The 26,761-nt window shown below is 42.9% G+C and carries 25 protein-coding genes and 1 riboswitch; of the genes, 16 read left to right on the top strand and 9 right to left on the bottom strand.

The annotated features are described in order from the left end of the window. Nucleotides 1–32: 32 nt before the first annotated feature. Nucleotides 33–1,682 (bottom strand): ATP-dependent endonuclease, encoded by a 1,650-nt coding sequence (locus AC2204_RS11020; protein ID WP_318925542.1) that lies wholly within the window; start codon nucleotides 1,680–1,682, stop codon nucleotides 33–35. 205 nt (nucleotides 1,683–1,887) lie between these two features. Between AC2204_RS11020 and AC2204_RS11015 the strand changes: the two genes are divergently transcribed. Next, entirely contained in the window at nucleotides 1,888–2,283 is a 396-nt protein-coding gene (locus AC2204_RS11015; RefSeq protein WP_318925541.1) for a VOC family protein, read from the top strand. Nucleotides 2,284–2,365: 82 nt separating this feature from the next. On the opposite strand, the gene AC2204_RS11010 is transcribed toward AC2204_RS11015, so the two are convergent. Further along, nucleotides 2,366–3,301 carry a YeeE/YedE thiosulfate transporter family protein gene (locus AC2204_RS11010; RefSeq protein ID WP_318925540.1) on the bottom strand — a complete coding sequence of 312 codons (936 nt, stop codon included), beginning with the start codon at nucleotides 3,299–3,301 and terminating at the stop codon, nucleotides 2,366–2,368. A gap of 335 nt (nucleotides 3,302–3,636) precedes the next feature. On the opposite strand from AC2204_RS11010, the gene AC2204_RS11005 reads away from it, so the two are divergent. Continuing rightward, nucleotides 3,637–5,394 (top strand): bifunctional metallophosphatase/5'-nucleotidase, encoded by a 1,758-nt coding sequence (locus AC2204_RS11005; RefSeq protein WP_318925539.1) that lies wholly within the window; start codon nucleotides 3,637–3,639, stop codon nucleotides 5,392–5,394. A gap of 487 nt (nucleotides 5,395–5,881) precedes the next feature. Here AC2204_RS11005 and ribB read toward each other — a convergent pair whose 3' ends face one another. Both ribB and AC2204_RS10995 read right to left on the bottom strand, forming a co-directional pair. Next, the gene (ribB, locus tag AC2204_RS11000; RefSeq protein ID WP_318925538.1) at nucleotides 5,882–6,553 is read right to left on the bottom strand and encodes a 3,4-dihydroxy-2-butanone-4-phosphate synthase; all 672 of its coding nucleotides are present in this window, start codon (nucleotides 6,551–6,553) and stop codon (nucleotides 5,882–5,884) included. A gap of 243 nt (nucleotides 6,554–6,796) precedes the next feature. Further along, nucleotides 6,797–6,987: riboswitch (FMN riboswitch) on the bottom strand. 75 nt (nucleotides 6,988–7,062) lie between these two features. Further along, nucleotides 7,063–8,025, bottom strand: coding sequence for a hypothetical protein (locus tag AC2204_RS10995; RefSeq protein ID WP_318925537.1), 963 nt, complete (start codon nucleotides 8,023–8,025; stop codon nucleotides 7,063–7,065). A gap of 269 nt (nucleotides 8,026–8,294) precedes the next feature. Here AC2204_RS10995 and AC2204_RS10990 point away from each other — a divergent pair, with 269 nt between their 5' ends. The 10 genes from AC2204_RS10990 to AC2204_RS10945 all read left to right on the top strand — a co-directional run bounded on the left by AC2204_RS10990 (nucleotide 8,295) and on the right by AC2204_RS10945 (nucleotide 17,925). Then, complete coding sequence (locus AC2204_RS10990; RefSeq protein ID WP_318925536.1) at nucleotides 8,295–8,486, top strand: hypothetical protein; 192 nt, start codon at nucleotides 8,295–8,297, stop codon at nucleotides 8,484–8,486. A 269-nt stretch (nucleotides 8,487–8,755) separates the two neighbouring features. Next, nucleotides 8,756–9,037: an HlyU family transcriptional regulator gene (locus tag AC2204_RS10985; RefSeq protein WP_318925535.1), complete on the top strand. Its 282-nt coding sequence runs from the start codon at nucleotides 8,756–8,758 to the stop codon at nucleotides 9,035–9,037. 481 nt (nucleotides 9,038–9,518) lie between these two features. Further along, complete coding sequence (gene pntA, locus AC2204_RS10980; protein ID WP_318925534.1) at nucleotides 9,519–11,072, top strand: Re/Si-specific NAD(P)(+) transhydrogenase subunit alpha; 1,554 nt, start codon at nucleotides 9,519–9,521, stop codon at nucleotides 11,070–11,072. Between the two features lie 10 nt (nucleotides 11,073–11,082). Beyond that, nucleotides 11,083–12,456, top strand: coding sequence for a Re/Si-specific NAD(P)(+) transhydrogenase subunit beta (pntB, locus tag AC2204_RS10975; RefSeq protein WP_318925533.1), 1,374 nt, complete (start codon nucleotides 11,083–11,085; stop codon nucleotides 12,454–12,456). 225 nt (nucleotides 12,457–12,681) lie between these two features. Then, nucleotides 12,682–14,121, top strand: a complete 1,440-nt coding sequence (gene vxrA / locus AC2204_RS10970) for a sensor histidine kinase VxrA (RefSeq protein ID WP_318925532.1) — start codon at nucleotides 12,682–12,684, stop codon at nucleotides 14,119–14,121. Continuing rightward, the gene (locus AC2204_RS10965) at nucleotides 14,096–14,755 is read left to right on the top strand and encodes a response regulator transcription factor (RefSeq protein WP_318925531.1); all 660 of its coding nucleotides are present in this window, start codon (nucleotides 14,096–14,098) and stop codon (nucleotides 14,753–14,755) included. Before vxrA ends, AC2204_RS10965 begins: the two co-directional genes overlap by 26 nt. A 5-nt stretch (nucleotides 14,756–14,760) precedes the next feature. Continuing rightward, complete coding sequence (locus AC2204_RS10960; RefSeq protein ID WP_318925530.1) at nucleotides 14,761–15,624, top strand: DUF2861 family protein; 864 nt, start codon at nucleotides 14,761–14,763, stop codon at nucleotides 15,622–15,624. 124 nt (nucleotides 15,625–15,748) lie between these two features. Next, complete coding sequence (locus tag AC2204_RS10955; RefSeq protein ID WP_318925529.1) at nucleotides 15,749–16,966, top strand: NnrS family protein; 1,218 nt, start codon at nucleotides 15,749–15,751, stop codon at nucleotides 16,964–16,966. 114 nt (nucleotides 16,967–17,080) lie between these two features. After that, nucleotides 17,081–17,254, top strand: a complete 174-nt coding sequence (locus tag AC2204_RS10950) for a YoaH family protein (protein ID WP_107283006.1) — start codon at nucleotides 17,081–17,083, stop codon at nucleotides 17,252–17,254. Between the two features lie 155 nt (nucleotides 17,255–17,409). Continuing rightward, on the top strand, nucleotides 17,410–17,925 hold the full coding sequence (locus AC2204_RS10945) for a phosphohydrolase (RefSeq protein WP_318925528.1): 516 nt from the start codon (nucleotides 17,410–17,412) through the stop codon (nucleotides 17,923–17,925). 57 nt (nucleotides 17,926–17,982) lie between these two features. Here AC2204_RS10945 and nadE read toward each other — a convergent pair whose 3' ends face one another. After that, complete coding sequence (nadE, locus tag AC2204_RS10940; protein ID WP_318925527.1) at nucleotides 17,983–18,819, bottom strand: ammonia-dependent NAD(+) synthetase; 837 nt, start codon at nucleotides 18,817–18,819, stop codon at nucleotides 17,983–17,985. 216 nt (nucleotides 18,820–19,035) lie between these two features. Here nadE and AC2204_RS10935 point away from each other — a divergent pair, with 216 nt between their 5' ends. Both AC2204_RS10935 and AC2204_RS10930 read left to right on the top strand, forming a co-directional pair. Next, nucleotides 19,036–19,572 carry a nicotinate-nicotinamide nucleotide adenylyltransferase gene (locus AC2204_RS10935; protein ID WP_318925526.1) on the top strand — a complete coding sequence of 179 codons (537 nt, stop codon included), beginning with the start codon at nucleotides 19,036–19,038 and terminating at the stop codon, nucleotides 19,570–19,572. Nucleotides 19,573–19,596: 24 nt separating this feature from the next. Beyond that, complete coding sequence (locus AC2204_RS10930; RefSeq protein WP_318925525.1) at nucleotides 19,597–20,136, top strand: hypothetical protein; 540 nt, start codon at nucleotides 19,597–19,599, stop codon at nucleotides 20,134–20,136. 105 nt (nucleotides 20,137–20,241) lie between these two features. On the opposite strand, the gene AC2204_RS10925 is transcribed toward AC2204_RS10930, so the two are convergent. Then, nucleotides 20,242–20,946 (bottom strand): hypothetical protein, encoded by a 705-nt coding sequence (locus tag AC2204_RS10925; protein WP_318925524.1) that lies wholly within the window; start codon nucleotides 20,944–20,946, stop codon nucleotides 20,242–20,244. Between the two features lie 273 nt (nucleotides 20,947–21,219). Here AC2204_RS10925 and AC2204_RS10920 point away from each other — a divergent pair, with 273 nt between their 5' ends. Further along, nucleotides 21,220–22,332: a 1-acyl-sn-glycerol-3-phosphate acyltransferase gene (locus AC2204_RS10920; protein ID WP_318925523.1), complete on the top strand. Its 1,113-nt coding sequence runs from the start codon at nucleotides 21,220–21,222 to the stop codon at nucleotides 22,330–22,332. Between the two features lie 103 nt (nucleotides 22,333–22,435). Here AC2204_RS10920 and AC2204_RS10915 read toward each other — a convergent pair whose 3' ends face one another. Then, complete coding sequence (locus AC2204_RS10915) at nucleotides 22,436–22,858, bottom strand: OmpA family protein (protein ID WP_318925522.1); 423 nt, start codon at nucleotides 22,856–22,858, stop codon at nucleotides 22,436–22,438. Between the two features lie 243 nt (nucleotides 22,859–23,101). Continuing rightward, nucleotides 23,102–24,034 (bottom strand): LysR family transcriptional regulator, encoded by a 933-nt coding sequence (locus AC2204_RS10910; RefSeq protein ID WP_318925521.1) that lies wholly within the window; start codon nucleotides 24,032–24,034, stop codon nucleotides 23,102–23,104. Nucleotides 24,035–24,540: 506 nt separating this feature from the next. Here AC2204_RS10910 and chrA point away from each other — a divergent pair. Continuing rightward, entirely contained in the window at nucleotides 24,541–25,689 is a 1,149-nt protein-coding gene (gene chrA / locus AC2204_RS10905) for a chromate efflux transporter (RefSeq protein ID WP_318925676.1), read from the top strand. A gap of 265 nt (nucleotides 25,690–25,954) precedes the next feature. Here chrA and AC2204_RS10900 read toward each other — a convergent pair whose 3' ends face one another. Next, the gene (locus AC2204_RS10900; RefSeq protein WP_318925520.1) at nucleotides 25,955–26,494 is read right to left on the bottom strand and encodes a YceB family lipoprotein; all 540 of its coding nucleotides are present in this window, start codon (nucleotides 26,492–26,494) and stop codon (nucleotides 25,955–25,957) included. Between the last annotated feature and the right edge of the window lie 267 nt (nucleotides 26,495–26,761).

Below are 26,761 nucleotides of genomic sequence, written 5' to 3'. Positions count from 1 at the left end.
AAGGCGACCATATCGGTCGCTTTGACTCGGGCCTAACCTATCCCGCGTGACATCGCGACTACCCGCTTTAATACCCAGCGAATAAGAAGCGGTATTTGTTCTATATCTGACTCATCAGAATATTCAACGATGGCTAAAGCAACATCTGGCTTCGCGTAGCGTTTCAGTGCTTTTCGTATGATTTTTTTGGGAGGCATAGGATTTTCTTCTGACACATTCGCCAATTTTCTGAATAAAGGCCCATAACCGTGATTGAAAAGGAAATGCTCGATGTCTAGATCTGGTAATACCGTTAAACGGTGCCTTTCAGCCTCTGTTCCGAGTATGTTTTTTACTGTTTGGGCATATTTTTTACCCGCGGTATCGCCGTCTGAAATCAGATGCCATTCAATACCAAAATGTCGCGCCACTTTAATCAGCGGCTTTAAGCCACTTTGGGCAAACTCAATGATTTGTACGCCTTCGGCGGCCAAATTATAGCCGCAAATTCGTGCCAATTCATTGAATAACCAGACTTCCGTTTCACCTTCAACCAACAACCATGCCCGTGCAAACAGAGCGCTGGGGCGATGTAACCGAAGATGGAAGGTGACGCGCCGTTCCTCATTACGGCTCAAATCCTTAGACCCAATAGAACAGACCTTGGTTCTATCGGGTTGACGGATCAGCTTCTTAATGGCGTGCAGGGGAACGACAGAAGCTAAATCCGGGCTATTCGTCGTGAGTATTTTTTGCATCGGCATATTAGCAATAAATGTCCATGCCTGATGCAATATGGTGGGGTGAAGCCGGCCTTCCGGATCTTCGAGGATCATTATCGGCCGTGAGATCCGTCTGAGTTCAACCGGACCGCGGGCTCGAATGTAGGCATTCAGCAGTCCCATCAAAATTAAGCGATTTTGCTTGCTCATCTCAGGCTCGGTCAGGTGCTCTAAGGGGTTCTCTCCATGCTGACTGCGGCTCGGGAAATGGGTCCGGTCGAATTGACTGGTTCGGTTATGTGGAGTGAAGGCAAAATAGTGGTCAACTAACGTGCGTAGAGCATTCACGCTGCTTTTTAGCTCTCCTGGGCTGACGTGGCCGGGGTTGGTCATCAAACGGCGGCAAGTATTGTCTAAGCGTTTTTCGATACGGGCATTCTTTGATTGCCCGTTATGGGATGGCGCCGATGAGATATCGAGAGAGTCATCACGCAGCCTTCGAGCATCGCGAATACGTACAATAGGGTGTAAGCCCATTAATTGCTTTACGAGTTTGTCTGTATCGGGGCATTCGATGACTTGGCCGTTACTATCAAGGAACTGGCGTTGGGTGAAAATTTTATCATTGTCGATCACACTGCTTATTTGATAATAAAGATGCTGCAGACCATCTTGTGTTACCCATACAGGAGTGAAAGCTTTATATTTCCGGGCTTTATGTTCGCCTTGATAATCTTCATTCCAGTGCAATATGATTTGTAGTTGAGACATTTTTTGGTGGCCGAGCGCATAGTCAATATGAAAATCTGAAAATCTGAAATTATAAAAATGGGCATCAGGTGGCAAGGCGATACTCAGCGCATCCAGTAAGGATGATTTACCCCAGGCGTTTTCACCAATCAATACGGTTAGTTCATCAAAAGTGAGGGATAACCGTTTTATTCCTCTGAATCCCGAAATCTCAATACGTTCTAAATGCATAAGCCACCTCTTATTATTAGATTACAGCACCTTAATGTGGCTTTTGCCCGTTTTGGTCACAGATTAGTGATAACTTATTGGATCGTTATGAAAAACGGCATGGTTCTCGGCTTAATACTTGAGGCAGATTAAGTGCGTTGTTATAGTCCGTAGCTGTTATGAACTCGGGATAGATCAGATTTCTTAAATTGAGAGGAGGTGTTGGGTGGCAAAGATCATTCATACTATGATCCGCGTTGTGGACTTAGATAAATCAATAAAATTCTACAAAGATGCGCTTGAACTGGATATTGCGGAACGGTTAGATTTTGATGGTTTTAGTCTTGTTTATCTGCGTAATGAAGAAAACGATATGGAGCTTGAGCTGACCTGGAACGAAGGGACGGAAGAAGCGTACAGTCACGGAACGGGTTATGGTCATATTGCGGTTGCTGTCGATGAGTTAGAAGCAGAACACCAAAAGCTCTCAGATCTCGGTTATGGACCTGCTGATGTCAAAGAATTCTTCCGTGACGGGCAGTTATTAGCGAAGTTTTTCTTCGTTCAGGATCCCGATGGCTATAAGATTGAATTCTTACAGCGTCACGGTCGTTACCTGTAAATATGAGTGTGAAAAAGGTAGCGATTAAAGCTGCCTTTTTATTCCAACGTATCTGATTTCGATTGGTTTATCGGCACAGGCGCTAGCTATTTCGAAGGTAATCCGTTAAATAATATTTTAATTTTTTTCTGATAAATATTCCTGCCATTGTACCCACAAGCATACTGATTACGGTCAGAGCGGCAGCGGGAGAAAAGGCAGGTAACGCGACGAATAGTTGGGAATCATTGCCACCTAAAGCCAGCGACGCACCAATCCCCATAATGATCCCTGCGCAGAGGTGTAATACAAGCTGTAAGGGCCTCAGTTGAAACTCCCTGAAGTTAAGCCTCTTTCTTGCGCTTATCGCCATCCCAATGATCAGACTGACAATCACCAGATAGCGCTGTATCGACGGCCATTTATCCGGTTCACCATGAATGGATGCGGCAGCGATGTCTTTGAATAACTCGCTTGGAGACCAGTTAGGAAGCAAGCTTGTTAATAGGCTGGCAATAATGCCAAACAAGACAACCCCCAATAAAATAGGGCGCTTAGAACTGGGAACTCTAAAAAATATGAGAGCGATCAGAAGGAATAACATTACTGTCACGGTGATAGAGGGGCTGGTTATTGGGGCTAAGGTGGTATAGGACATATTGAGGGTGACCGGTGCGAATAAGATCCAGCCGATTAACCAGCCAAGCAGGGTCGCGATCATCTGGTAATGGCCTTTAGCCAGCTTTGATATGGTTGAGATGGCGCAGCCTTTGTTCATTGCGGAGCCCAGACCAAATAACAGGCCACCAATAAAAAAGGGAAAACTGATGCTATGCCTGAACAGCGCCGAGTCGGTAAAGAGTTGATCCGAAATTGGGCTTACCAGCCATAGCCAGAATCCGCAACATAAGGTGGTTAGCAGAAATCCCGGGCGCTTAGCCTGAAACTCCTGTACACCGCGGACCATACACAAGCCGGTTTTTTGAGCGAGAATACCAACGAAACATGCGAGTAGCAGTGTGAATGCATAAGGGATCATGCTCTTACCCAATCGTATCTAATAGCCTTATATAAATATAAAGGGCATTGGCAAGAAACGCATGGACTGAGTGCAGATAGACGTGACACGGTCACTGATAAAATTCAGTATAAAGCTATATAGCCAGGTGAAATGATGAGAAAATCTATTGTCTTCAGTTTGATAGCAGAGATTGTTATTATCTGTGATACAATTCGTCTCATGTCACGTTTTCTCTGAAATTTTCAAAATATCAGCAGTACAGATGCGAGCGAAACCAAATTACTTTGTGATATTCCTCTCGTCCTACAAAATACTTTCTTATTCAGCCTTTTAATGGAGAGCAACGATCCTCTATGACTCAACACCGCTCAGCAAATATAACCTTTGCACATATTAATGACACCCACTCACACTTCGAGCCTTCTTCAATTTCATTGTCACTGCCTGCTGACGTGCTTGAAACGGAAACGGATGTTTATGCCAGTTGTGGTGGTTTTTCTCGCGTGTCAACGGCGGTTAAAGAGGTAAAAAAGCAAGCTTATAGGCAAGGTCGTGAATTCATGTTCCTGCATGCCGGTGATTGCTTTCAGGGAACCTTGTATTTCTCTCTGTACAAAGGCATCGCCAATGCCAAGCTTCTGAATGCCATTGGTGTAGAGGCGATGGCATTGGGTAATCATGAGTTAGATATGGGAAACGGCATCGTTGCCGACTTTCTCGATCTTGCTGATTTTCCAATGCTGGCGGCCAACTGGGATCTTTCACAAGAAGATCAAGCAAAAGCGAATCCGTTACGCCATAAGACCAATATCTGCGCTTTTGATAAAGAAAATGGGTATGGGCGATATATTGTCAAAGATGTTGCGGGGGAGCCTGTTGCTATCTTTGGTCTTGCAATAGAAAACATGGCCGGAATTGCAAACCCGGATCCTGATACTGAGTTTTTAAATGTTGTCGATGTGGCCCAAAAAACAATCTCGGCTATACGACAGCAGGGTATTAATAAAGTTGTAGTGCTCAGCCATTTAGGCTATGACCGTGACTTAAAACTGGCTGCTGAAATCGACGGGTTAGGGGCGATAATTGGAGGCCACAGCCATACCATGCAAGGTGACTTCACTAACTTGGGTTATGGTGCCACCGATGAGTATGCACGGATGGTTAACAATACTTGCGTGGTGCAGGCTGGATGTAATGCGTTAGCATTAGGTCAACTTGAGTTAGACTTTAATCCTGACGGGACAGTTGCTAAGGCTTCTGGTATCAATCAGCTTCTGCTTGGGCGACAGTTTACCGTTGATGCTTCTAGAACTGAGCATCTGGACTCAGATACTCATGCCGAGGTTAAAGCCTTCCTTAGCGAACAGTCGAATATTCGCTTTTGCCCGAAAGATCCGAACATCGAACATATATTAAATACCGAGTACCGGCCTGAAGTCCGTAAGCGACAGACACAACAGATTGCCGAGGTTACTGTGCCGCTGCGACATGTACGCATACCTGATCACAAAGGCTGCAGTCAGATTGCTCCGTTGGTGGTCGAAAGCTTTGTATGGCAAGGACGTCAGCTTGGTTTTGATATTGACTTTGGTATTCACAATGCTGGTGGTGTTCGTTCATCGCTAAATCCTGGCCCCTTGACCTCCGCTGACATTGCCGGAAAATTACTGCCTTTTGCAATTGGTCTCATGGTATACCGTATTAAGGGCCTGCGGGTAAGAGAAGCATTAGAAGGAGCGATCAATAACGCGATTGATAATGGTGTGACTGGCACGGGAAGCGGCAGTTTTCCCTATATCTCTGATCTGAACTTTACTTACCGATGTTGCGCAGAGATAGGAATGCGAATTGAAAGATTGCAGATCAATAAAAATGGCCAATGGGTTGATGTTGAAGACGACGAAATTTATTCATCGGTTTCTTCTGGTTATACCGCGACAGGTAAAGAAGGTTATCATGCCTTGTTACATTATGAATCAGAGCCCCAAGCATTAAATATCACCATGGCAGAAGCCTTTGAAGAGTACGCCCGTACAAAGGGTACGCTGTCAGCACCGAGTGAATCATTAATTTCCTATATTCCGTGTGAATGTCAGGAAGGTGTTGCTTGAACTAAATTGTTTTAGCGCGTTGTGTTTCGTAGCAAGCGAGTTTAACCCCGCAAAAATCATATTTTTAAGTATAAGGTGCCATAGATTTGGCGCTTATTTATTTAAACGTCATAACTTTGTTATTTGGTTTTATAATTAAAAATTTAAAAAACAGGTTAAAGAAAAGACTAATATTGTCGATAAATATTATTGTAAATATATAAACCTTTGGGAGGGGATATGAGTCGTGATTGGTTTGATATAGCCATGGTAACTGGTTGGGTTTCAGCTTGGAGCATCATTATTTATATGATCCCTGCGGCAGGTGTATAAAAAATTATCTATTTTTACTGGCCATTCAGGTCACATTGACTAGGACTGCTTATTTTCCAATATAAATACAATGTTGAATGGTAAATAAGCTCTGATCTGATATAGATGAAAGCCGAGCATTTACTCGGCCTTTAGTATTTTAAAGAATAGTTTCAAATAATCGTTTTAAAAGCAACTAAGCAATAACGGCTTCTTCTGTTTTGTTCATTTCTTTTGCCAGGCGGTAAGCGGCTAAATCTTCGATGGTCAGCACCGGCATATCGAATTTTTGACCAAACTCGATCACTTCCGGTAGGCGAGCCATAGTACCATCGACATTGGTAAGCTCACAAAGTACACCGTAAGGCTTAAGGCCAGACAGACGCATCAGATCAATAGTTGCTTCAGTATGGCCGCGACGGCCAAGAACGCCTTCAGGATTCGCCTTTAATGGAAACACATGGCCAGGACGGCTCAAGTCTGCAGGAGTGGCATTGTCAGCAATGGCTGTTTTAATCGTCGTTACACGGTCAGCAGCCGATACGCCCGTTGTCACACCTTTTGCCGCTTCTATTGTAACGGTAAAACCTGTCTGATTTGCACTGGTATTGTTTTCTACCATCATTGGCAGCTCAAGTTGGGCAACACGCTCTTCTGTCAGGCATAAACAGACGATGCCTGAACACTCGCGGATCATAAGTGCCATTTGTGCTGGGGTCAGCGTTTCTGCGGCAAAAATGAGATCGCCTTCGTTTTCACGATCTTCATCATCAACAACTAAAACACCACGTCCTTGACGGATCGCAGCAAGACCTGCTTCAACACGCTCAAAAGCCGTGCCAAAAGGGGAAAGTAGTGACTGATTCATGGTAATAACTCCGTATAAAAAATTAACCAGAATCAGGGCATAGAAAGGCAGCGTCCCGGCTTTGGCCGGAATAACTCTAACAGTGTAGTGTCAATCATTACGTATCAATCTGGTGTATAAGCAGATGCAAATAGTCACCGACGCACGACTAACCATTCATTGGCTTAACAAGTTTACCGGAGTAAACCCATTAAGAGCAAAAAACGTTTCGAACACATAAGTAAGAGACAAAGGATTGTCTCCACTGATCCTCTTTCATCCGGACTATAACCGTCGGCTCTGGACTCATACTCGATTGAGAGCATTACACCAGATCTGCTGACCTTATCAACGTATACGCTGATAAGCGCTCGCGGGCTTTTCAGTCAGTTCATCAAGTGAATATTGACTGAATTACCGCCGGTGGGGAATTGCGCCCCGCCCTGAGAATTCTTAAACATGTTAGAAAAAACCTCACCATGAGGCAAGGAAAAGCCTCTCAATAGACAAATAACTTTGAACTGAAAGGGTTATTGATGATTTTGTAAGCTCTTTTTCTTGGTTTGCAAGCCATTTTTCGTGTAGGGGGAGCAGTACTTTGATAATGCTTTAACCAATATCGGTAAAGAGTAAGTGGGTAGCTGAATCGCGCCCATTAATGCCATATATTCAGGTCCCAAATACGCGCCAGCGACAGTATAGGTCAGAAGTACATTTCGATTAGCTGCAGTAATGGCTGCTAGCAAAGCAGGGTCTAGCCCCTGGCGGCGGTAAAATAGAAAGCCGGTAAGAAAAAACAGAATGCAGAGCGCAATACCAATTAATAAAAAGCTAAGGCCATGAGTGAATGACTGATCGAACATCTTTCTGAATTCACCCACTAGTCCAAAAGGAAAAGTGAATACCAGCAGAATAGTCACCTGAGAAAGCTTTGCGTGGGTACGGTGTAATAAATGGTGTGGGATAAGCCGATAGCAAAGCGCAGAGATACCCATCGGGCCGAGAATAAAGATCATTAAACGCTGAATATAGCTTTGCATGTCCAGTGAGAAGTTACTGTCTTGAAATAATAGAAAATTGATGTAAAGAACGGCGGGCATCATTAGTGTTGAAGCGATCGTCATTGCCATCGCTTTAAGCGCATCTAATCCGACAGAACGGGCGATAGCAGGTGTTGCAAACAGAGATCCGGTGGCCGTTACGGCTGAGATCGCTAACAGCATCGATGACGATGCGCCGAGAAGTCCCGAGATTGAACAGGCGATAATCGATAATGCAATGGCGTGGAAACAGGCGTAGCACCAAATGTTTAGTTGACCCAAAAGGTTAATCAATTCACGTTGCTTCATGCCCAGTAGGGTAAACAGCATCAGAAAGAAGAGAATATAAGGTAAGAATGGAAAAACAATCGCTGATGCCGTTGGAAATATAAATCCAAAAATAGCGGAAAGCATCAATAGGATCGGTGAGTGTCTTGATAAAAAAACGAGCATATTTATTTTCTTACTTAAAATGTTGCCTTATTGTTACTACAAAGTGGGGTAAAATACAAACCAGGAAATTTTAAGCAAAAAACAAAGCTAAAAACGAGTAGTTAGTTGCTATTCATGAAACTTTATTCTCGCACCGAAAGTGCCATTTAAACCTTTGTTAACACATTATAAAAACTAATGTTGACATGGAGATTTTGTCATTTTTTAGGTGCAGTAAAAGCGGCTACCATGAGCTCAATTCAATAAGAAACCAAATATGAGAGGCAATCATGGCACAGGTAATGAATTTCGACACCATCGCAACGCCTACCGCAATGGATAAGAAAGCCTATGCGGTTAATATCAAAGGATTGATTGCACACGTACTAGATATATTGTTTGGTGGTTCAAAAACACCAAACCAATATAATGTATCCGATTTACCGTCTCATCTTCAAAAAGATATCGGTCTTTATCGCTAATCGGAACATATCAAAAAATTAAGTATAAGACGCCAGCATTTGCTGGCGTTTTTGTATCTGCACTTAGGCCTGTCTACTTTCAAAAGTTGCAATTATGTTGATAATACACTGAGTTCAGTATTTTTATCTGGGTTGTTAAATGATTGTTATTTGATGTCGGTATTTTAATAGAATTTTTTTGTCATAATTTTATCTTGGTATAATTATTTTCAGTAAGATTATGGCATGATGTTGACGAATGTGTTGGCAGCCTCAAGGAGAGCGAATCAGTGGGCTTTTTCTCAAAACTGTTTGGTTTAGACAAAAAAAAGAAAACAGTTGAAGTTGAACCAGTGGAATACGAAGGTTATTTGATCTATCCCGAGCCAATCGCAGAGGGTGGTCAATTTCGTATTGCGGGACGCATTTGCAAGCAGATAGATGGCGAAGTGAAGACACATACTTTTGTTCGCTCCGATCTGTTGAGTTCTCGCCAGGATGCCGAAACATTCATGTTGAACAAAGCAAAAATGTTCATTGATCAAAATGGCGACATGATGTTCAGCAACTGAAGTCAGATCGTAATATTTTGACAGCCTGTGATCATCGTTACTCGTTAGCGTTTTTCCCGGCTAGTGATTTTGCTTTTAAATGGTTAGTTGTAATACACAGCAAGACTTTCATTGCCCTATAGGGCAGCTTCATCAAGAATTGATGTCCCTTAATATTTAAGTGGTTCTTTAGTGTCTATTCTTGAGGTGTTTTAAACAGACATATTTTATGTGAAGTGTGTATTTTTTGGGCTATATGGTGCTTTACTGCGTTTTAGATGGCATTTTTACAGCGTTTAAGGCGTATATTGTTATTTTTTAACGTGGTTTGACCTCTGTCCAGGTGTTAAAAACGTTCTTTTCTTTCTGTTAGAAGGTAACATTCGTTGTTAATTACAGCGATTTGTTAAGGTTTTTCGTATTTTTCTTACAAAGCACTTGATATTGCTTTGCTGGTTGGATACAAAACCAATACTTCTATGCCAATGTTCAGGGAATAAAAATGCAGATTGGTGTGCCTAAAGAGATACTCGTAAATGAAACACGAGTTGCTGCGACACCGAAAACGGTTGAGCAGCTGTTAAAAATGGGGTTCAGTGTTGCTGTAGAGCATAACGCTGGTATTCACGCAAGTTTCGACAATGCCGCTTTTGAAGCAGCAGGTGCGACAGTCGTATCAACTGAAGAAGTATGGCAATCAGATCTTATTCTGAAAGTAAATGCTCCTCAGGTGAACGAAGAAACAGGTGTTGATGAATTTGATCTGATCAAAGAAGGTGCAAGTATTGCGAGCTTCATTTGGCCGGCTCAAAACAAAGAGTTGCTAGAAAAACTAGCGACCAAAAAAATCAATGTCATGGCGATGGACTCAGTGCCGCGTATTTCTCGTGCTCAGGCGCTTGATGCACTTAGTTCAATGGCTAACATCGCAGGTTATCGTGCTGTTGTTGAAGCGGCTCATGAATTTGGTCGTTTCTTTACCGGTCAAATTACCGCTGCGGGTAAAGTGCCCCCTGCGAAAGTGTTAGTGGCAGGAGCGGGTGTTGCCGGTCTTGCTGCTATCGGTGCTGCAGGTAGCCTTGGTGCTATTGTTCGTTCTTTCGATGTGCGTCCTGAAGTTAAGGAGCAAGTTGAAAGTATGGGAGCACAATTCCTTGAAGTTGATTTTAAGGAAGACACCAGCACTGGCGATGGTTACGCAAAAGAAATGTCTGATGAGTTCAACAAAGCGGCTGAGCGTTTATACGCTGAGCAGGCTAAAGATGTTGATATCATCATTACCACGGCGCTTATTCCGGGTCGTCCTGCTCCGAAATTGATCACCAAAGAAATGGTTGATTCAATGAAGGCGGGTAGCGTGATTGTTGACCTTGCGGCGGCGAATGGCGGTAACTGTGCCTATACCGAAGCCAATAAAGTTATCACTACCGCTAATGGTGTCAAAGTGATTGGTTATACCGATATGGTTGGTCGCCTGCCGACACAATCATCTCAGCTTTATGGTACAAACCTGGTTAATCTTATTAAGCTTCTGTGTAAAGAGAAAGACGGTAACATTAACATCGACTTTGACGATGAAGTGTTACGTGGTCTGACCGTTATTAAAGAAGGTGAAGTTACCTGGCCTGCGCCACCAATAAAAGTTTCCGCAGCACCGCAAGCGCCTGCCGCGAAAGTTAAACCAGCGGTTGAAGTTAAAGAACCTGCTTCTCCGGTTAAAAAATACGGAATAATGGCCGCGGGTATTGCCGCATTTGGTTGGATTGCGAGTTACGCACCTGCAGAGTTCCTTGCACACTTTACGGTCTTCGTACTGGCTTGTGTGGTGGGTTATTACGTTGTCTGGAATGTTACTCACGCACTTCACACGCCGTTAATGTCGGTGACTAACGCAATCTCGGGCATCATCATTGTTGGTGCACTGTTGCAGGTTGGTCAGGGGATTGGTTTCGTTACCTTCCTGGCATTTATCGCCGTTCTAATTGCAAGTATCAACATATTTGGTGGCTTTTTTGTTACCAAGCGGATGCTTGAAATGTTCCGTAAAGATAAATAAGGAGTAACACATGTCTGCAGGAATCGTACAGGCGGCATACATTGTTGCTGCGGTGCTATTTATTATGTCTCTTGCGGGTCTTTCTAAGCAGGAAACCGCACGGGCTGGTAACTATTACGGCATGGCCGGTATGGCTATCGCGCTTGTGGCGACGATATTTGGCCCTGATGCTCAGGGTACTGGCTGGATCATCCTTGCGATGATCATCGGTGGTGTGATTGGTCTCTATCTGGCGAAGAAAGTTGAAATGACCGAGATGCCAGAACTGGTTGCCATTTTGCATAGTTTCGTCGGTCTGGCGGCTGTTCTGGTTGGTTTCAACACGTTCTTCGATCATGGCGAGCTAACTGGCGCTTTATTGAATATTCACCTTGTTGAAATCTTCCTGGGTGTATTCATCGGTGCTGTGACTTTCACCGGCTCGATTGTGGCTTTCGGTAAGTTACGTGGCATTATCTCTTCCAAGTCATTGATGCTTCCTCACCGTCATAAGCTTAACTTGGCGGCAGTAGTCGTTTCATTACTACTGATGGTGTACTTTGTAAATGTAGAAGGTTCTACCTCCGCACTTATTATTGTCACTCTTATCGCATTTGTTTTCGGCTATCATTTGGTTGCATCAATCGGTGGCGCAGATATGCCAGTGGTTGTGTCGATGCTCAACTCATACTCAGGTTGGGCCGCGGCGGCAGCTGGCTTCATGCTGGCAAATGATCTGTTAATCGTAACGGGCGCGTTGGTCGGCTCTTCTGGTGCAATTCTGTCTTACATTATGTGTAAAGCGATGAACCGTTCTTTTGTTAGTGTAATTGCAGGCGGTTTTGGTACTGTTGCTGTTGCCTCTTCAGATGAAGAACAAGGTGAACACCATGAAGCATCGGCTGAAGAAGTGGCTGAAATGCTCAAAGATGCACGATCTGTCGTTATTACTCCAGGGTATGGTATGGCAGTTGCGCAGGCTCAGTATCCTGTTCATGAAATCACAGATAAATTGCGTGCTAAAGGCGTGAATGTCCGTTTTGGTATTCACCCGGTAGCCGGTCGTCTTCCTGGTCACATGAACGTATTGCTTGCCGAAGCAAAAGTACCTTATGACATTGTTCTGGAAATGGACGAGATTAACGATGATCTTAGCGAAACAGATGTTGTACTGGTCATCGGCGCGAATGATACAGTCAACCCCGCCGCAATGGACGATCCAACCAGTCCAATCGCGGGTATGCCAGTATTAGAAGTGTGGAATGCTAAACACGTTATTGTGTTCAAGCGTTCAATGAATACCGGTTATGCCGGGGTTCAGAACCCACTGTTCTTCAAAGAAAATACGCAAATGTTATTTGGTGACGCCAAAGATAGTTGCTTGAAGATTATTGAGCACCTGTAATCATTTCGATAACTCGTTAAAATGAAAGGGGAGCCAGTCGGCTCCTCTTTTTTGTTTGTCGTGAACAGGTGTAAAATAGGAGTTGGTACTGTTATACCAAATCAAAAATGTTGCTTATTGGGCTGTATTATTCTTCTGCGAAACTTGGATCAATCAATGCGTAAGCGTTTTATACTACTGACAATTTTATGACATTGTGTTGTGATTGAATGATAAACTGATTGGATGAAAAAGTATGCGCTGTTAATTTTACTCATTGTTTCAGGGGCCTGTTCTGCTGCAGATCTAAGCTTGCCTGATCGTTTAAGTGCGGTACGCTCTGACTTGTTCAAGAGTGAGCCGTTAGCGACATACGATTTTCGTCAGTTACAAAGTTTATATCCTACACCGTTACTCTTACCATCTAGCCTGCTTCCGCAATCAGCTAGCTATCCTCTGAATTCAATAAAACGGCTTTATCAGAATTCGTTAACGTGTAAGGGGCCGTGGCCGGTAAGCCCTTTAGTAACACAGCCTGTGGTTTTTACCCGAGCGCTCTGTAACAATACAGTGTTACCTAAAGGCTGGTTTGTACGGTCAGGTTATATTCATCCCGGCGGCGGTAGTTATGCCTCACGTTATTTGGAAAAGTATCCAGACAGTGTCGACAGCCTGACTGAGTATTTGCATATTCAGGAGCGGGCACTGTCACCAACCAATACGGTGCTGGGTCGATTGCAACGGATGAGCAGTGAAGAAATAACCGTTTTTAGTGCCGGCGCAGACGCTTTTATTTCAAATGGTGAGCTATGGTTCCGAAATGGCAATCAATACCATGTGTATGATCAACCGACATGGTCACTTGTGTTAAATCGGTACGATATCTATTTTAAGCGGCTAAACAAATCAGATTTTTGTCTCGTAAAAAGCGGTAACATCTGCTGGCAAGAAGAAGATAAGTCGCATTTAACCTTTTACTTGTTAATCAGTTTGCTGGTTATTAATGTGGGCTTATTAATTGGATGGATAGCCTACCGTTGGCAGATCCGTCGCAGAGCAATGCAGGAACGTATGCTTGTATTGCAGATCCTGACTCACGAACTCCGAACACCGATTGCAAGCTTAGCGATGACGGTAGAAGGCTTTCGGCGTCATTTTGATGATTTACCTGAGTCACTGTATGATGAGTTCAGGCGTTTAACTGAAGATTCAAGACGACTACGTCAACTTGCAGAAGCCAGCAAAGACTACCTGCAGGCAAATCAACAAGAATTAAGTGTTCACCAGGTAGATTCATTTAATGAGTGGATCGAGTATCTAAGTGAACCTTATGATGTAACACTGGCTTTATCTGAAGATATGGCAGTAAAAGTCAATATTTACTGGCTGGGTACCTGTATCGACAACTTATTGTCTAATGCTCAGAAATATGGTGTTGCACCAATGACATTGACCTCATCGTTCAATGATGGAAAGTTGATTGTAAGAGTGGAAGATCAAGGACTACTGGGGCCCAATGACTGGGCTAGATTGAGAAAACCCTTTGTCAGTGAAAAAGGCTTAGGGCTTGGTCTTACAATCGTTGAATCGATGATCCACAGAATGGGTGGACGACTGAAATTAGAAGGTCCGCCTACAACGTTTATTTTGGAGATACCGTGTGAATCAAACCCTGCTACTGGTTGAAGATGACCGCAACCTTGCTGATGGTTTACTCGAGAGTTTAAAGCAAGCTGGTTATGAATGCCTTTATGCCGATTGCGCGAGTAAAGTTGCAGACTTATGGCAAAGTGCAGACCTGGTGGTACTTGACCGTCAGTTACCGGAAGGTGATTCATTAGACTTTTTGCCTGCTTGGCTGCAAATCAAACATGTACCTGTCATTTTATTAACGGCAATGGTGTCTGTCACAGACAAAGTCATTGGCTTAGATTCAGGTGCAAAAGATTATTTAACCAAACCGTTTGCTGAAGAAGAGTTGCTTGCTCGAATTCGGGTCCACCTCCGTAATGGAGAGCAGGAGGCGGAGGCTGCGAACATTATCGCAGTTGGAGATACTATAATTAACCTAGATAGTCGCGAAGTACAGCAGGCGGGTGACACTGTCACTTTGACGCGTACTGAATTTGAACTGCTACTGTTTCTCGCCAGACATGCAGGCCGCGTGTTTACCCGTGACGAACTTTTAGATCAGGTTTGGGGCTATAATCACTATCCAACAACTCGTACTGTTGATACTCATATTTTGCAGTTACGTCAAAAACTTGCAGGTATTGAGATCGAAACGTTGCGAGGTGTCGGCTACCGCATGAAATCTTGAAACCAATGGCCAAGTTTTTTTTTACTTGTACGCTTCTCTTGTTGCACTCGGCGCTATTCGCGCCGAGAGCTTACGCTACATGGTTTGCAGGCAAAGATCTGTACACCACAGCACATCAACGCTTACTGGAAGGTGAAACTTCGGCCAGTTTTGAATCGATGATCCAGGCCTGGCAGCAGACACCGAATGCTGAACAACGCATTAATCTTAATAATCTGTTAGAGCTTGCAATATCAGAAGATTGTGGCCATAGCCTTGAGCAAAAAGTGTTGCCGCAATGGTTGTCAAAACTTTCCATTCAGCGCGAGGTGATTCAGAACCTGAACCAGGTTACGTTCAAAGTATCCATCATTGGAATGACTCAGGCTAAAATCAAGTCAATCAGATTAACCAAATGGCCCGATGAAACGATGATGGACCGCTCTCCTGCGATAGAAGAAGGGGGCTATTTTTCAGTTGAGGCTCGGCGATTAGAAAAACCAGTGAATGCGGGTTTGTATAAATTAGCGATTAATGCGGAAGGTGATCAAGACTGGATCAGCTGGATACTATTAACAGAACCTTCTTTTAAGCAGCGCATTGGTTGGAAAGACAGTAAAAACTGGCGTATTGAACGAGGTCAGTTATCTAACTCGGCATGTCCGTCACCGGCGTTATCCATCAACTTATATGATCTGAATGATACGAGCTGGACCCCATTATGGACCGAACAAGTGGATGGAAAACTACCAACAACTTTACCGAAAATTGATGTTCCTGATGGCCGATACTGGTTAAGCGTCGGGTTAATCGATAGTCGCTGGCAAGGCGAAATATCGATTCTTGATATACAACGTATTACTCGGCCAGTTGATTACCCCGATTTTTAGCCTGATTAGCAGGCTAAAACCGGCAACTCTTTTTTAGCTTTGGCTTATATTTAAATGTGTATTTTAATTACCTCTTTAAAGGTGTATGATTTATGCATGTTTAAGTGTGGGTCAAGGTATACCGATGATGCAAATTTTAGATAACGAGAAAGAACAGCGAATTACCCCCTTTTTTAGATTAGCTTTTCGTCCGTTTTTTCTTGGTGCAAGTATTTTCTCTGCAGTCTCAATGACTGTCTGGGCTCTGTTCTGGTCTGGTACCGCCGATGTTTCTCAGTTGATGTATGGGAGTCCCATTTGGTGGCATAGCCACGAAATGCTGATTGGTTTTACCTGTGCCATCATTATCGGCTTTTTGCTGACGGCAGTTCAAAACTGGACCGGTAGCCCCGGTATAAGAGGAGGGAAGCTGGCCGTTATTTTCCTGTTCTGGCTTGCCGCTCGTATCGGTCTACTGTTGGGCACGCCGAACATTATTTGGATGGTCATTGATCTGATCTGGATCCCACTAGCCGCTTACTTCCTGGCGAAGCCAATCGTGCAGCGAAAACAGTGGAACAATGTATTTTTTGCCCCTTTACTGCTGGTATTAACATACCTGAATGCAAAGTTGCACCTTATTAGTTTGGGACTGACCTTTGGTGCTGAGCAATATGATCTGCGTTCAACGGCGTTATCGATCGTTACTATTATTTCCGTTATTGTGCTTGTTGTTGGTGGCCGTGTTATTCCATTTTTCACCTGGCGAGGTACCAATACGGAACAAATTACACGCATTACGGCGATTGAATTGCTGGCAATGCTACCAAGCTGGTTACTGGTATTAAATGTGTTATTGCCCGTACCTCAGGCAATCAACCAGGTTACTCTGCCTGCGTTATTTATAGGAACCGGCTTTACCCATCTTATTCGTTTTGTGCGCTGGAGAAGCTTTCAGACACTGAAAACGCCGTTGTTATGGTCATTGCATACAGCTTATATCTTTATGATTATTGGCATGTTTATGCTAGGTCTGCACTTTATGTCCGGCGATATTAGTTACAGTGTAGCGTTACACTTTATTACCGTCGGCGGTATCGGTGGCATGATCTTAGCGATGATCGCCCGTGTGTCTTTAGGGCATAGCGGACGTCGACTACAGGTAGGGCGCTGGATTGTTTGCGCTTTCATTGCAATTATTCTTTCGGCATTAGCCCGCACGGTTATGATTTTGTTTCTGCCGTCTTTGGCTATAAACGGCTACGTGATCTCGGCGATATTATGGGTGATCGCGTTCACCATCTTTTCTGTGCTGTATTACCCTGTGTTAACACAACCACGTCTTGATGGCCGTCCGGGTTAACACTTGCTCTAGGCTACTTGGGTATAGTGACAGGCGAGTAACTGCAGGCAAAGAGTGACAAGCTTCATGTTTAGCCCTAGAATGATCACCCTTTAGAGATGCAGAATAATAGCTATGTTTAATAATGTGCCTACTTTGAATCACGAAGAACAACAAAAAGCCGCAGACCGAATTCATGAGTTTATGGCCAATGGCATGAGTAGCGGAGAGGCTATTTTGATTGTCGCTAACGAAATCCGCGAAGCTGCAGCCAAGAAACAGGCTGAGCAAACAAGCGAAGAAGAATAATCCCAATCGGCTCCTTTCAAGGAGCCGTTTTTTTTCAAAATGTGCGTTAAATCTCATACACTTCATGTAAATTTAGTATATTCAGTCTCGCTGGAATAAAATATCTGTTGGGTGCTTTTCGCTCAGCTGGATAATCGTTTTAGTTAGGGGGCAGGATGAATAACCGTTATATCAAAGCGCGTACACTGGCCAGAGCTAAGCATACTGGACAAATGTATGGCAACCTGCCTTATTATGTTCATCTCGAAACCGTCTCTCGCCTTGCAAGTCCTTTTGGTATTGATGCAATGATTATTGCCCAATTACATGATGTCATGGAAGATACTGAAACTAGTGTTGATGAACTTGCCGCTGATTTTGGTTTTCTGGTTGCTGATGCCGTTCAATACATGACTGACGGTAAATTAGAAGAGAGAGCAAAGCGAAAGATAGATATTAATCAACGCTTAGGGCTGTTGGATACCGCTGAAGAAGCGGCCCGATTGGCTTTGATCGTAAAAACCTGTGATCGGTTAGCGAATGTCAGGGCGAGTAAAAGTAGCTCAAAACGGCATTATGATATGTATCGGGAAGAGCACCCTTCGTTTAAAAAAGCGGTTTACCGAAAAGGATTATGTGAAGCACTTTGGTGGGAGCTTGATAGCCTGATTGATAACCATTTTGACGTTTAAGTGAAAAATGAAGGCTTGCTCGCTGATAGAAGCCTTCATAAGTTACTTTAAACGGCGTTATTCGTTATCATAAATTGTCGGGATTGGCTGACGCTTGTGTTGGGTGGCCAGATAAATTTCGACAAGACGTTCTGCAACCTCGGTCTCGACAGGTTTGCCTTCCAGGAAGTCATCAATCTGATCGTAAGTTACCAGAAGTGCATGTTCATCGGGTTTCTGTGGTGCCAACTCCTCCAAGTCTGCTGTTGGTATCTTTCTTACCAGCAAGTCAGGTGCACCCAGTGCCGCAGCAAGTTGGCGAACTTGACGTTTGTTCAGACCAAACAAAGGCGCAAGATCACAAGCACCGTCACCAAACTTGGTATAGAATCCCGTAATATTCTCAGCCGAATGATCGGTACCCAATACCATGCCACCGACAAGCCCCGCAATTTCATACTGGGCAATCATCCGGGTACGTGCTTTTACATTACCCTTCACAAAATCTATCTTGGCGTGGCATGAAGGAAGCAGTTCCGTGCCTTCCAGCGCAGCTAAAGTACTCGCATGCGTACCGTCTACACCGTCCTTGATATTCACGCTAACAGAATGAGATGGTTTAATGAAAGAGAGGGCTAACTGAGCTTCATCTTCATCGTGCTGCTCGCCGTATGGAAGACGTACTGCGATAAATTGATATTCTTGAGAGTTACTTTCGTCATTCATTCTGTTAATAGCCAGCTGAGCCAGCCGTCCACACAGCGTTGAGTCAACGCCACCGCTGATCCCAAGAACAAGGGATTTACAGCGGGCTTGCTTCAATTTATGTTGAATAAAGCTGATGCGGCGTTGAATTTCAAAGTCAACGTCAATTTCGGGCAATACGCGCATTTCAGCGCGAATAAGCTGTTCCATAGTAATGAATCCTTAAGTGGGCTTAGCCCAATTTTTAATCAGTTAAATGGGTTTAATACGAAAAAGTGAATTTTTACATTAAACCTTTGGCAAAATCATGCGATAACTCTAAGGCAGGATCAATGCTGAATTGCGAATAAAATTTAAATTGAAGCGATTTCTACCAAACAAAGTGAAATTCGTTTGGAAATAGTATAAAAAGAGGCCATTCAAGCGATGACGCATTCTACTGCCGTTTTCGGAAGTGCATTTAACCCACCCAGTTTGGGGCACAAATCTGTATTGGAACGACTCAGCCACTTTGATCAGGTATTGCTGCTTCCTAGTTATGCCCATGCATGGGGGAAGGTCATGCTAGATTACGATGCGCGTTGTGAGTTGGTTGAGGCGTTTATTGAAGATCTGAATTTGCCCAACCTGTTTCTTTCAAGACTTGAAGAAGAAATGGCTGTTGCTGATGAGCCAATTACTACGTATGCGGTATTAACCGAACTGCAGAAGCGAATGCCTGATACTGAATTAACCTTCGTTGTTGGCCCGGACAACTTTATAAATTTTAATAAGTTTTATAATTCAGAACAGATATTGGCACAGTGGCAAGTTCTGGCATGTCCTGAAACAGTAAGAATACGAAGTACGGTAATAAGAGATAATATTGTCAAAAAGCGTCCTATTTCACATTTAACAACACCAAAAGTAGCTAGACTTTTGTTAACCGATGAGCGATATTTTTTCGATAAGGCTGAAGGCTGAAGGCTTTTTTGTATAAGGCATAATTTGAATCGTTGTAAGATAAAGCTACTTACATTCTTGGTTTTAACTGTTGTTTTTGTTTCGTGGGAAGTATTTGCATTACCCTGTAACTACTACGATTCTGAACAATTGTCTGCTATGCCTGACGATGAAGTGCAGATTTATCTTCAATCTTGCTCATTGTATTCATATGATCACCGAGAACATCCAAGGGCGGATGATATAGCATTCAGAACCGAACTAAATTCAGATTGGACCGAAGATAAAGAAGCAACTGGCAGCGAATTCTGGGAAGACTGGGCAGGAGATGGTGACTCGCCGTTTCTTATTAATAAATCAGCTTCTACTTTTTATGGATTAGGAGCTTGGATACCGAAAAAATATGATCAGCAAGAGATCGATACTATTCAAGATGCTCAGAAGTGGCTTAGAAATCACGGTTTACAGATGAGCTTCGGTGTGGGTGGTGAAGATCGCCTATCACCCAGATTTCGCGTTGATTACCGCTGGCATCAAGATGAAAAGAACGATCTATTCTTGCAAGTCGAAATACCGTTCCAGTAATTTCATTCTCTCGCGACTAAGAAAGCGACATATCCATGCCGCTTTTTCTTGTCAGACTCTTTTACCATTCGCATAGCCAGACTTTAGCCCGGTTAGACATTACCGTTAAAACGATTCGCCCGTAATCGGCTGGGCCAGCGCTTTTAACGTCTCAACAGAGGTATGTAGTTGTTCTGCAATTTGAGATAATTTTCGGCCTGAGCGAGATAGCTTTAATGCTTCACGTAACATAATGCAGGTTTCGAACTCATGAAGCGTTACATCAAGCAGTTTTGCCAGTTCAGTCTGCGCTGCAGAGTCAATAACCTTTTTACCCGTCAATAAAGCTGCTAGCGAATCATGATAATTTTTTGCTAAATGCGGCGAAGCAAATTTTGAGCTAACCTTAAGTTGCGTTGCTTGGTCACCGATAACACGTAACAATCGTCCATAAGGATCTTTCCAGTTTTGTTTTGATTCTGGACTATTGGCGAGCTCAACTAATACCGAACTTAGCAAAGCTGTTATTTTAAAAAAGCCGGCTTCTTTGCACAGCGAACTGAACATAACATCGGTCTGTTCAGAAGCCGTAACACGGGCTGAGATCTCAACTTTATAGAACTGGCTGCCAGGAAGTATAGTCAAAGCATGCAGACAATCGAAAGGGATCCAGAAACCTGTTCCTTGAGAGAGCAAGAACTCTTGTTTACCTAAGCGAATTAATGCAGATCCTTTTGTCACAACAATCATATACGATGTGTTGCTTTTACGACGAGGCCCTACATAAAGGTAAGTCTGATCGTTTTTAGTAAACTCAATTGCCTGTTTCATAATGACCCTCTAGCAGAATAGCCCGCACATAGTGTTATGTTTTCCTCGGAGCGTCAACATCAGACAAGCCAATGGCTGAGAAATTAATGATTTTCACATTAAACTGATGACTTAATAGCTAACAAAAATCGATAAAATGCGCTAAAGTGGCTAAAAATCACGCTTAATGACCTGGTATGACCTCCAACCACCGTGCTTGTTGCGTCATGTCATTGGGTAATTTCCCATTTCTAAGTAAAATGAGCCCGTTTTTACTACAGACGAAGCATAATTGTGCAAACAGATAACGATATATATAAAGAAATTCGTCCCTATAACGATGATGAAGTGAGTGGCGCTATCTCACGTCTCATTGACGATAAAGAATTTATTACGGCAATTTTACATTACCGTTTTCCTTTACTCTCCGGCATTTTCGGATGGCTACTGACCCCAATAATCAAGCGCTTCTTAGTCAAGAAATGGTCGAACGTTAAAACCGTTAAAGATGTTCAATATCAGGTTTCCAAATACATGAAGGGAACGATAGATCACTCATGTGACGGCGTCACATTTAGTGGGCTTGATAAGTTGGACCCGAATCAAGCGTATCTTTTCGTTTCAAACCACCGTGATATTGCGATGGATCCCGCTATGGTCAACTGGTGCCTTTTTCATGATAACTATAAAACTGTTCGCATTGCGATAGGTGACAACCTACTTAAAAAACCGTGCGTGACAGAGTTGATGCGTTTGAACAAAAGTTTCATTGTAAAACGTTCGGCCAAAGGGCCTCGCGAAATGATGAAAGCGATTGGTTTGCTGTCTAGTTACATAACGCACTCGCTGGAAACTGGGAATTCTATCTGGATTGCACAGAAGGAAGGCCGTGCGAAAGACGGAAACGATAGAACAGATCCCGCGATCTTAAAAATGTTCAATATGGAGGGGCGTAAGCGTAAACAGCCTTTCCCTGAATTTATGGCAAGTTTAAATATCGTTCCTGTGGCAATCTCTTATGAGAATGATCCATGCGATGTTGCGAAAGCGAATGAACTTTATGAAAAACAGACTTCAGGCTCTTATGAAAAAGGTGAGTTTGAAGATATTGAAAGTATTATTCAGGGAATTGTGGGGCAGAAACGCCACATCCATATCAGCTTTGGCGATGTCATTACATCGTCATTCGATACACCAGAAGAACTGGCTGAAGAAATTGATCGCCAAATTACGGCTAATTATCGGCTATTCCCTGCAAATTATATTGCTGCTGGTATCGAAGACGAGTCTGTCACGGAAGAAGAAAAAGCAAGGTTTGAAGAAAAGCTTTCTGCACTTCCTGCCGGCGTCGCCAGCATTCTCAAAAACATGTACGCATATCCGGCTTTGAAAAAGAACAATAAGTAATACCAATAAACGAAGGCGATAGCATAAAACTATCGCCTTATTGTTTTTCGATAACGGATCTTAGTTGGTAAACTGTGTTCAATAATGTCAGTTACAATGACTTCTAATACAGTTCACCTCCTGTAATGGTACTCAGAGTTCTCACAATGGCTTTCGGAGAAATAACTTCAACTCGCCGATTATGCTGTTTTGCCTGTTCACTATCCCCCATACTTAGTGGCTCATCGTTACCTAAAGCAACAAGTTGTATCCGATCTTCATCAATACCGAATACCGATGAAATGTATATTGCTACGCTGAAAGCTCGCTCAAAAGAGAGTGTTAAATTGTATTCGGCAGAACCTTCGTCATCGCTATGTCCAATCACGATTAACTGACTATCCGGATGCTGCTTCAAGCGTATCGCAATGGGGTCAAGAGTTCGCTGGTTATCAATGCTTAATTCGTAGCTGCCTTGTTCAAAAAAGACAACTTCACGTTTCTCAGGTAGATTAACCAATAACATTTTTGGAGCTGGAGTCGTCACAAAGGAGGGCTCATTAGTGACACTGTCACCTTTATTGGTTGCATTATAAGATCCACTGCAACCGAACAGGTTGAATAGTAGAATGAAAAAAATTAAAGATGGAGTTACATTACGAAATTCAGTCATTTGAGAACCTGAGGAACATAAGCCTTTCATTTAGGTTTAGAACATTCAGCAGGAAACACAATGCAATTAGTGAAAAGAAGCAAAGAAAGGGTGGTATAACCACCCACACGGATTGCTTTAGTCGTTGTCAGTTATCGGGTTTATTTTTCGATAAGGCGGTTGAGACATACGTTCAGACATAAAATCGATGAAGCATCTTACTTTCGGTGCCAAATACTTACGCCTAGGGTATACCGCATAAATTGGCAGCTCAACATCAGCTTTCCATTCGGGCAGCAACTGAACGAGCTTGTTGGTTTCAAATTCATCGGTGAGCAGGTAAGTAGCAAGATACGCGATACCCAAACCTCTTTTTGCGGCTTCCAATACAGCTGGCGCATTGTCTATGCGGTAATTACCACGAGCCCGAATGGATTGATGAACCCCATCACGGGTAAATTCCCAGTTGATGTATTTACGTTCACGGCTCTGATAAGTAATGCAGTTATGATGGCGTAAATCACCGGGTACTTTGGGGGCACTATGTTCAGCCAAATAATCGGGGGAAGCGACAACAACAAATTTACAATTAGATAGTTTTCTCGCCACCATGCCTTCAGGCGGATGCTCATGAATCGCAACCCAGCAATCAAAGCCTTCTTCCAACAGGTTAGGGCGATGATCAAATAAGCTGACTTCCAGTTCTAAATCGGAATGGGCTTTTTGAAATTCGGCTAAGGCCGATGTGATGTTCGAATTGCCGAATGACTGGCCAATACCAACACGAAGCACACCTTTCACTTCATTACGATAGCCCGCCACCATAGCTTCCGCTTCATTGACGATATCTAGCAGTTGCTGGCCATATTCACAGTACTGTAATCCAATATCCGTTAATGCAACTGTGCGGGTGCTGCGCTGTACCAACTGACACCCAAGTCTTTCTTCAAGAAAACGAATTTGCTTGCTGACCTGAGATTTAGAGATAGCAAGCCGTTCTGCCGCACGAGTAAAATTTTGCTCGTGACCGACTGTTGCAAGGATAACCATTTGTTGAAGATTTTCTAGCATAGTGGAGAACCATTAGAACTGATTTGGGAAGTATACCACTGATATACGTAAGATTTAATAAACAGTGTGTTTGGTTCGTCACACTGTAACAGAATAAATAAGGGGGCGGTCTTACATCAATTTACCGTTGTAATTTAATTTGTAAATAATCTTGGCGAACAACACCTTACTTTATAAAACTTAAACAGATTGGCACTAATGCTGATCCATTCCAGTAGGTGTTGAACAGTGTTTTTTACTCTAAAACAGTCAATTATAGTGTGTGCTCACTCCTGTCGATATTTTAACAAAATCAATTAAAACAATGTCTTGTTGCCATTGTCTTTGTGAGTAAACAATTTGTGGTAATTATTTCTAATAAAAGTACAAAACAGCGCTGTACGGGATTATATTCTGATCCATTGCATGATCTTCCTTTGAATTATTTTTATTGATTGTATGAATCAAAACTAACGATTTTATCAATCCAATACCGACGGTTAGTATACGAACCAAAAGGAGGTAACATGTTCAACGTCTTATGGCATTTCTTTGTTTTAGGTTTGTATAGTTTTGGTGGCCCAGCCGCTCACATTGGTTATTTTCATAGAGAGTTTGTACAGAAGTTAAAGTGGCTGAAAGAAGAAGATTTCACCCATGCGGTTGCTTTATGTCAGTTTTTACCTGGACCGGCCAGTAGCCAGCTGGGTATGTATGTGGGTTATAAAAAAGCCGGTTATGCGGGGGCGCTCGCTGCTTTTATGGGGTTTACGTTCCCATCCTTTGTCTTGCTGACATTCTTTGCGATGGCGAATCATAAGTTCAATAATGTCGAATACGTTAATACATTTATTCAAGCTGCGAAACTTCTTGCTGTTGTGGTGGTTGCCGATGCTTTGTTGGGTATGACGAAGAAGCTCATCACCGATAAACAAACTATTATTGTGGCATTGCTAACGGCAATATGGGCATTTTTCAGCATGGGTTTAATAGGGCAGATTATCCCCATTCTTCTGGCCGCTTTGGTTGGTTTTATGATGTCTTTTATATCGGCTAAAAATAGCCTCCGGGGGATAAAGAATGAATCTATTCGGCCTAATATTCTGATCTTGGGGATATTTCTATTTTTCTTACTGGGTATGCCGTTACTGACCACTGACTCACCGTTAGCAGCCATTTTTAACGTATTTTATCAGGCGGGCAGTTTTGTTTTTGGGGGCGGGCATGTGGTATTACCTCTACTTCAACCGATGCTTGAAGATATGGTTGAACCAGACACATTCATTGCTGCTTACGCGTCGGCTCAGCTAGTTCCTGGTCCTATGTTTACTATGGCCAGTTATCTAGGTGCAGCAGCATTAGGAACCGCACCAATTATGGGCAGTGCTATCGCTACTATCGCGGTATTTATGCCAGGAAGTTTATTACTATTTGCATTCTTACCTGCCTGGAAAGCGCTCTTCAGTCATTCTCGTTTAACTGTGGCGATCAAACTGGTAAATGCTTGTGTTGTTGGCTTGTTGGCCAGTGCATTTGTAAAGCCCGTGATGACAACATCGATTGGTTCGCCGGCTGATATGGCAGCAGTTACTGTGGGGTATGGATTAATTAAATACGGTCGATGCCCGGTTTGGCTGCTAGCGATTATGTTGTTTTTCTATAAGTTATTTATATAGGATTTAAAGCCATATAGCCGCTCGATATTGGAGCGGCTTAACTTTTACCGTCTTAAAATAAAAGTTCATGAAGGAAATGTTTCTCTGCACGCTGTGTCCAAGTAGATGTGCTAACGCACTATAACTTACTAAATGATTTTCTCAGACAAACTCTCAGTACATTGATGTATCAATACACCATAAATTTATAAATAATCATAATGTTTGTTACGGAAGGGGCCTGACTGACATCTTCACTATGTTTAGGTAGATGAACCGAGGCTTACTATAAACCAATAACAATCTCATGATTTTTAATGATTAATTCAGGTTTTGCTGTTTTTAGCAATGACTGTTTTATGTCGTTTTCATTTAACCGATATACCGGTCTTGTTGATAGAAATTGCCCCACAATAGCAACGATGGGTGATATTAATTGCTTATTGGCAAAAATGCCTAGGTCGTCAGGTGTTACATTGAGGGATTCGACATTTAAATCGTTTAGGTAAATAGCGCCTTCATCCTCGTCGTAGTAGGGGGTTGCGCTGAAACTGATATCCACTTCAACCTTTTGTTTCGGTTGGCCTGTGATCATCAGTTCGGCCTGACTTTTAGCATCTAAATTCACTCTATCTTCGGCAATACGCCCGATGCCAACTTTAATATCATTAAAAATGATATTGGCATGAGCTATGCCTTTTATACCAATTGTTCTTTCAAAGTTCGTGCGACTATCAAGGTAATCTTGGATTTCAGATTCTGTGACGCTGTAACTCGCACATCCGGCAATAAGTAGTGCAATAATGGCGGAAATGATGTGCTTCAATTTTTTACCTATCAAATATTCAGGCTTAAGTATATTGATAAGTATCAGCAATTATTTATATTGTTGCCATAATATTTGAAAGAATCTGTCAAAAACAGTATTTAAACTCTAGCTTATAAAGTTTTTCTAGCTTGTTCCTATATTTTTCACCCTGTTTTGATGTGTATTTCTGACGCATTTTATGGTTGATCTTAATGATTTTGTCTTTTGTTTCGCGACATTTCTGCTTCTTATTGGACTTGGCTTCTAGCGGTAGTGCAGGGTTAA

This window comes from Photobacterium sp. (assembly GCF_057456235.1).
Note: the sequence above shows the minus strand (reverse complement) of the source record. Positions and strands in the feature narration are given on the sequence as shown.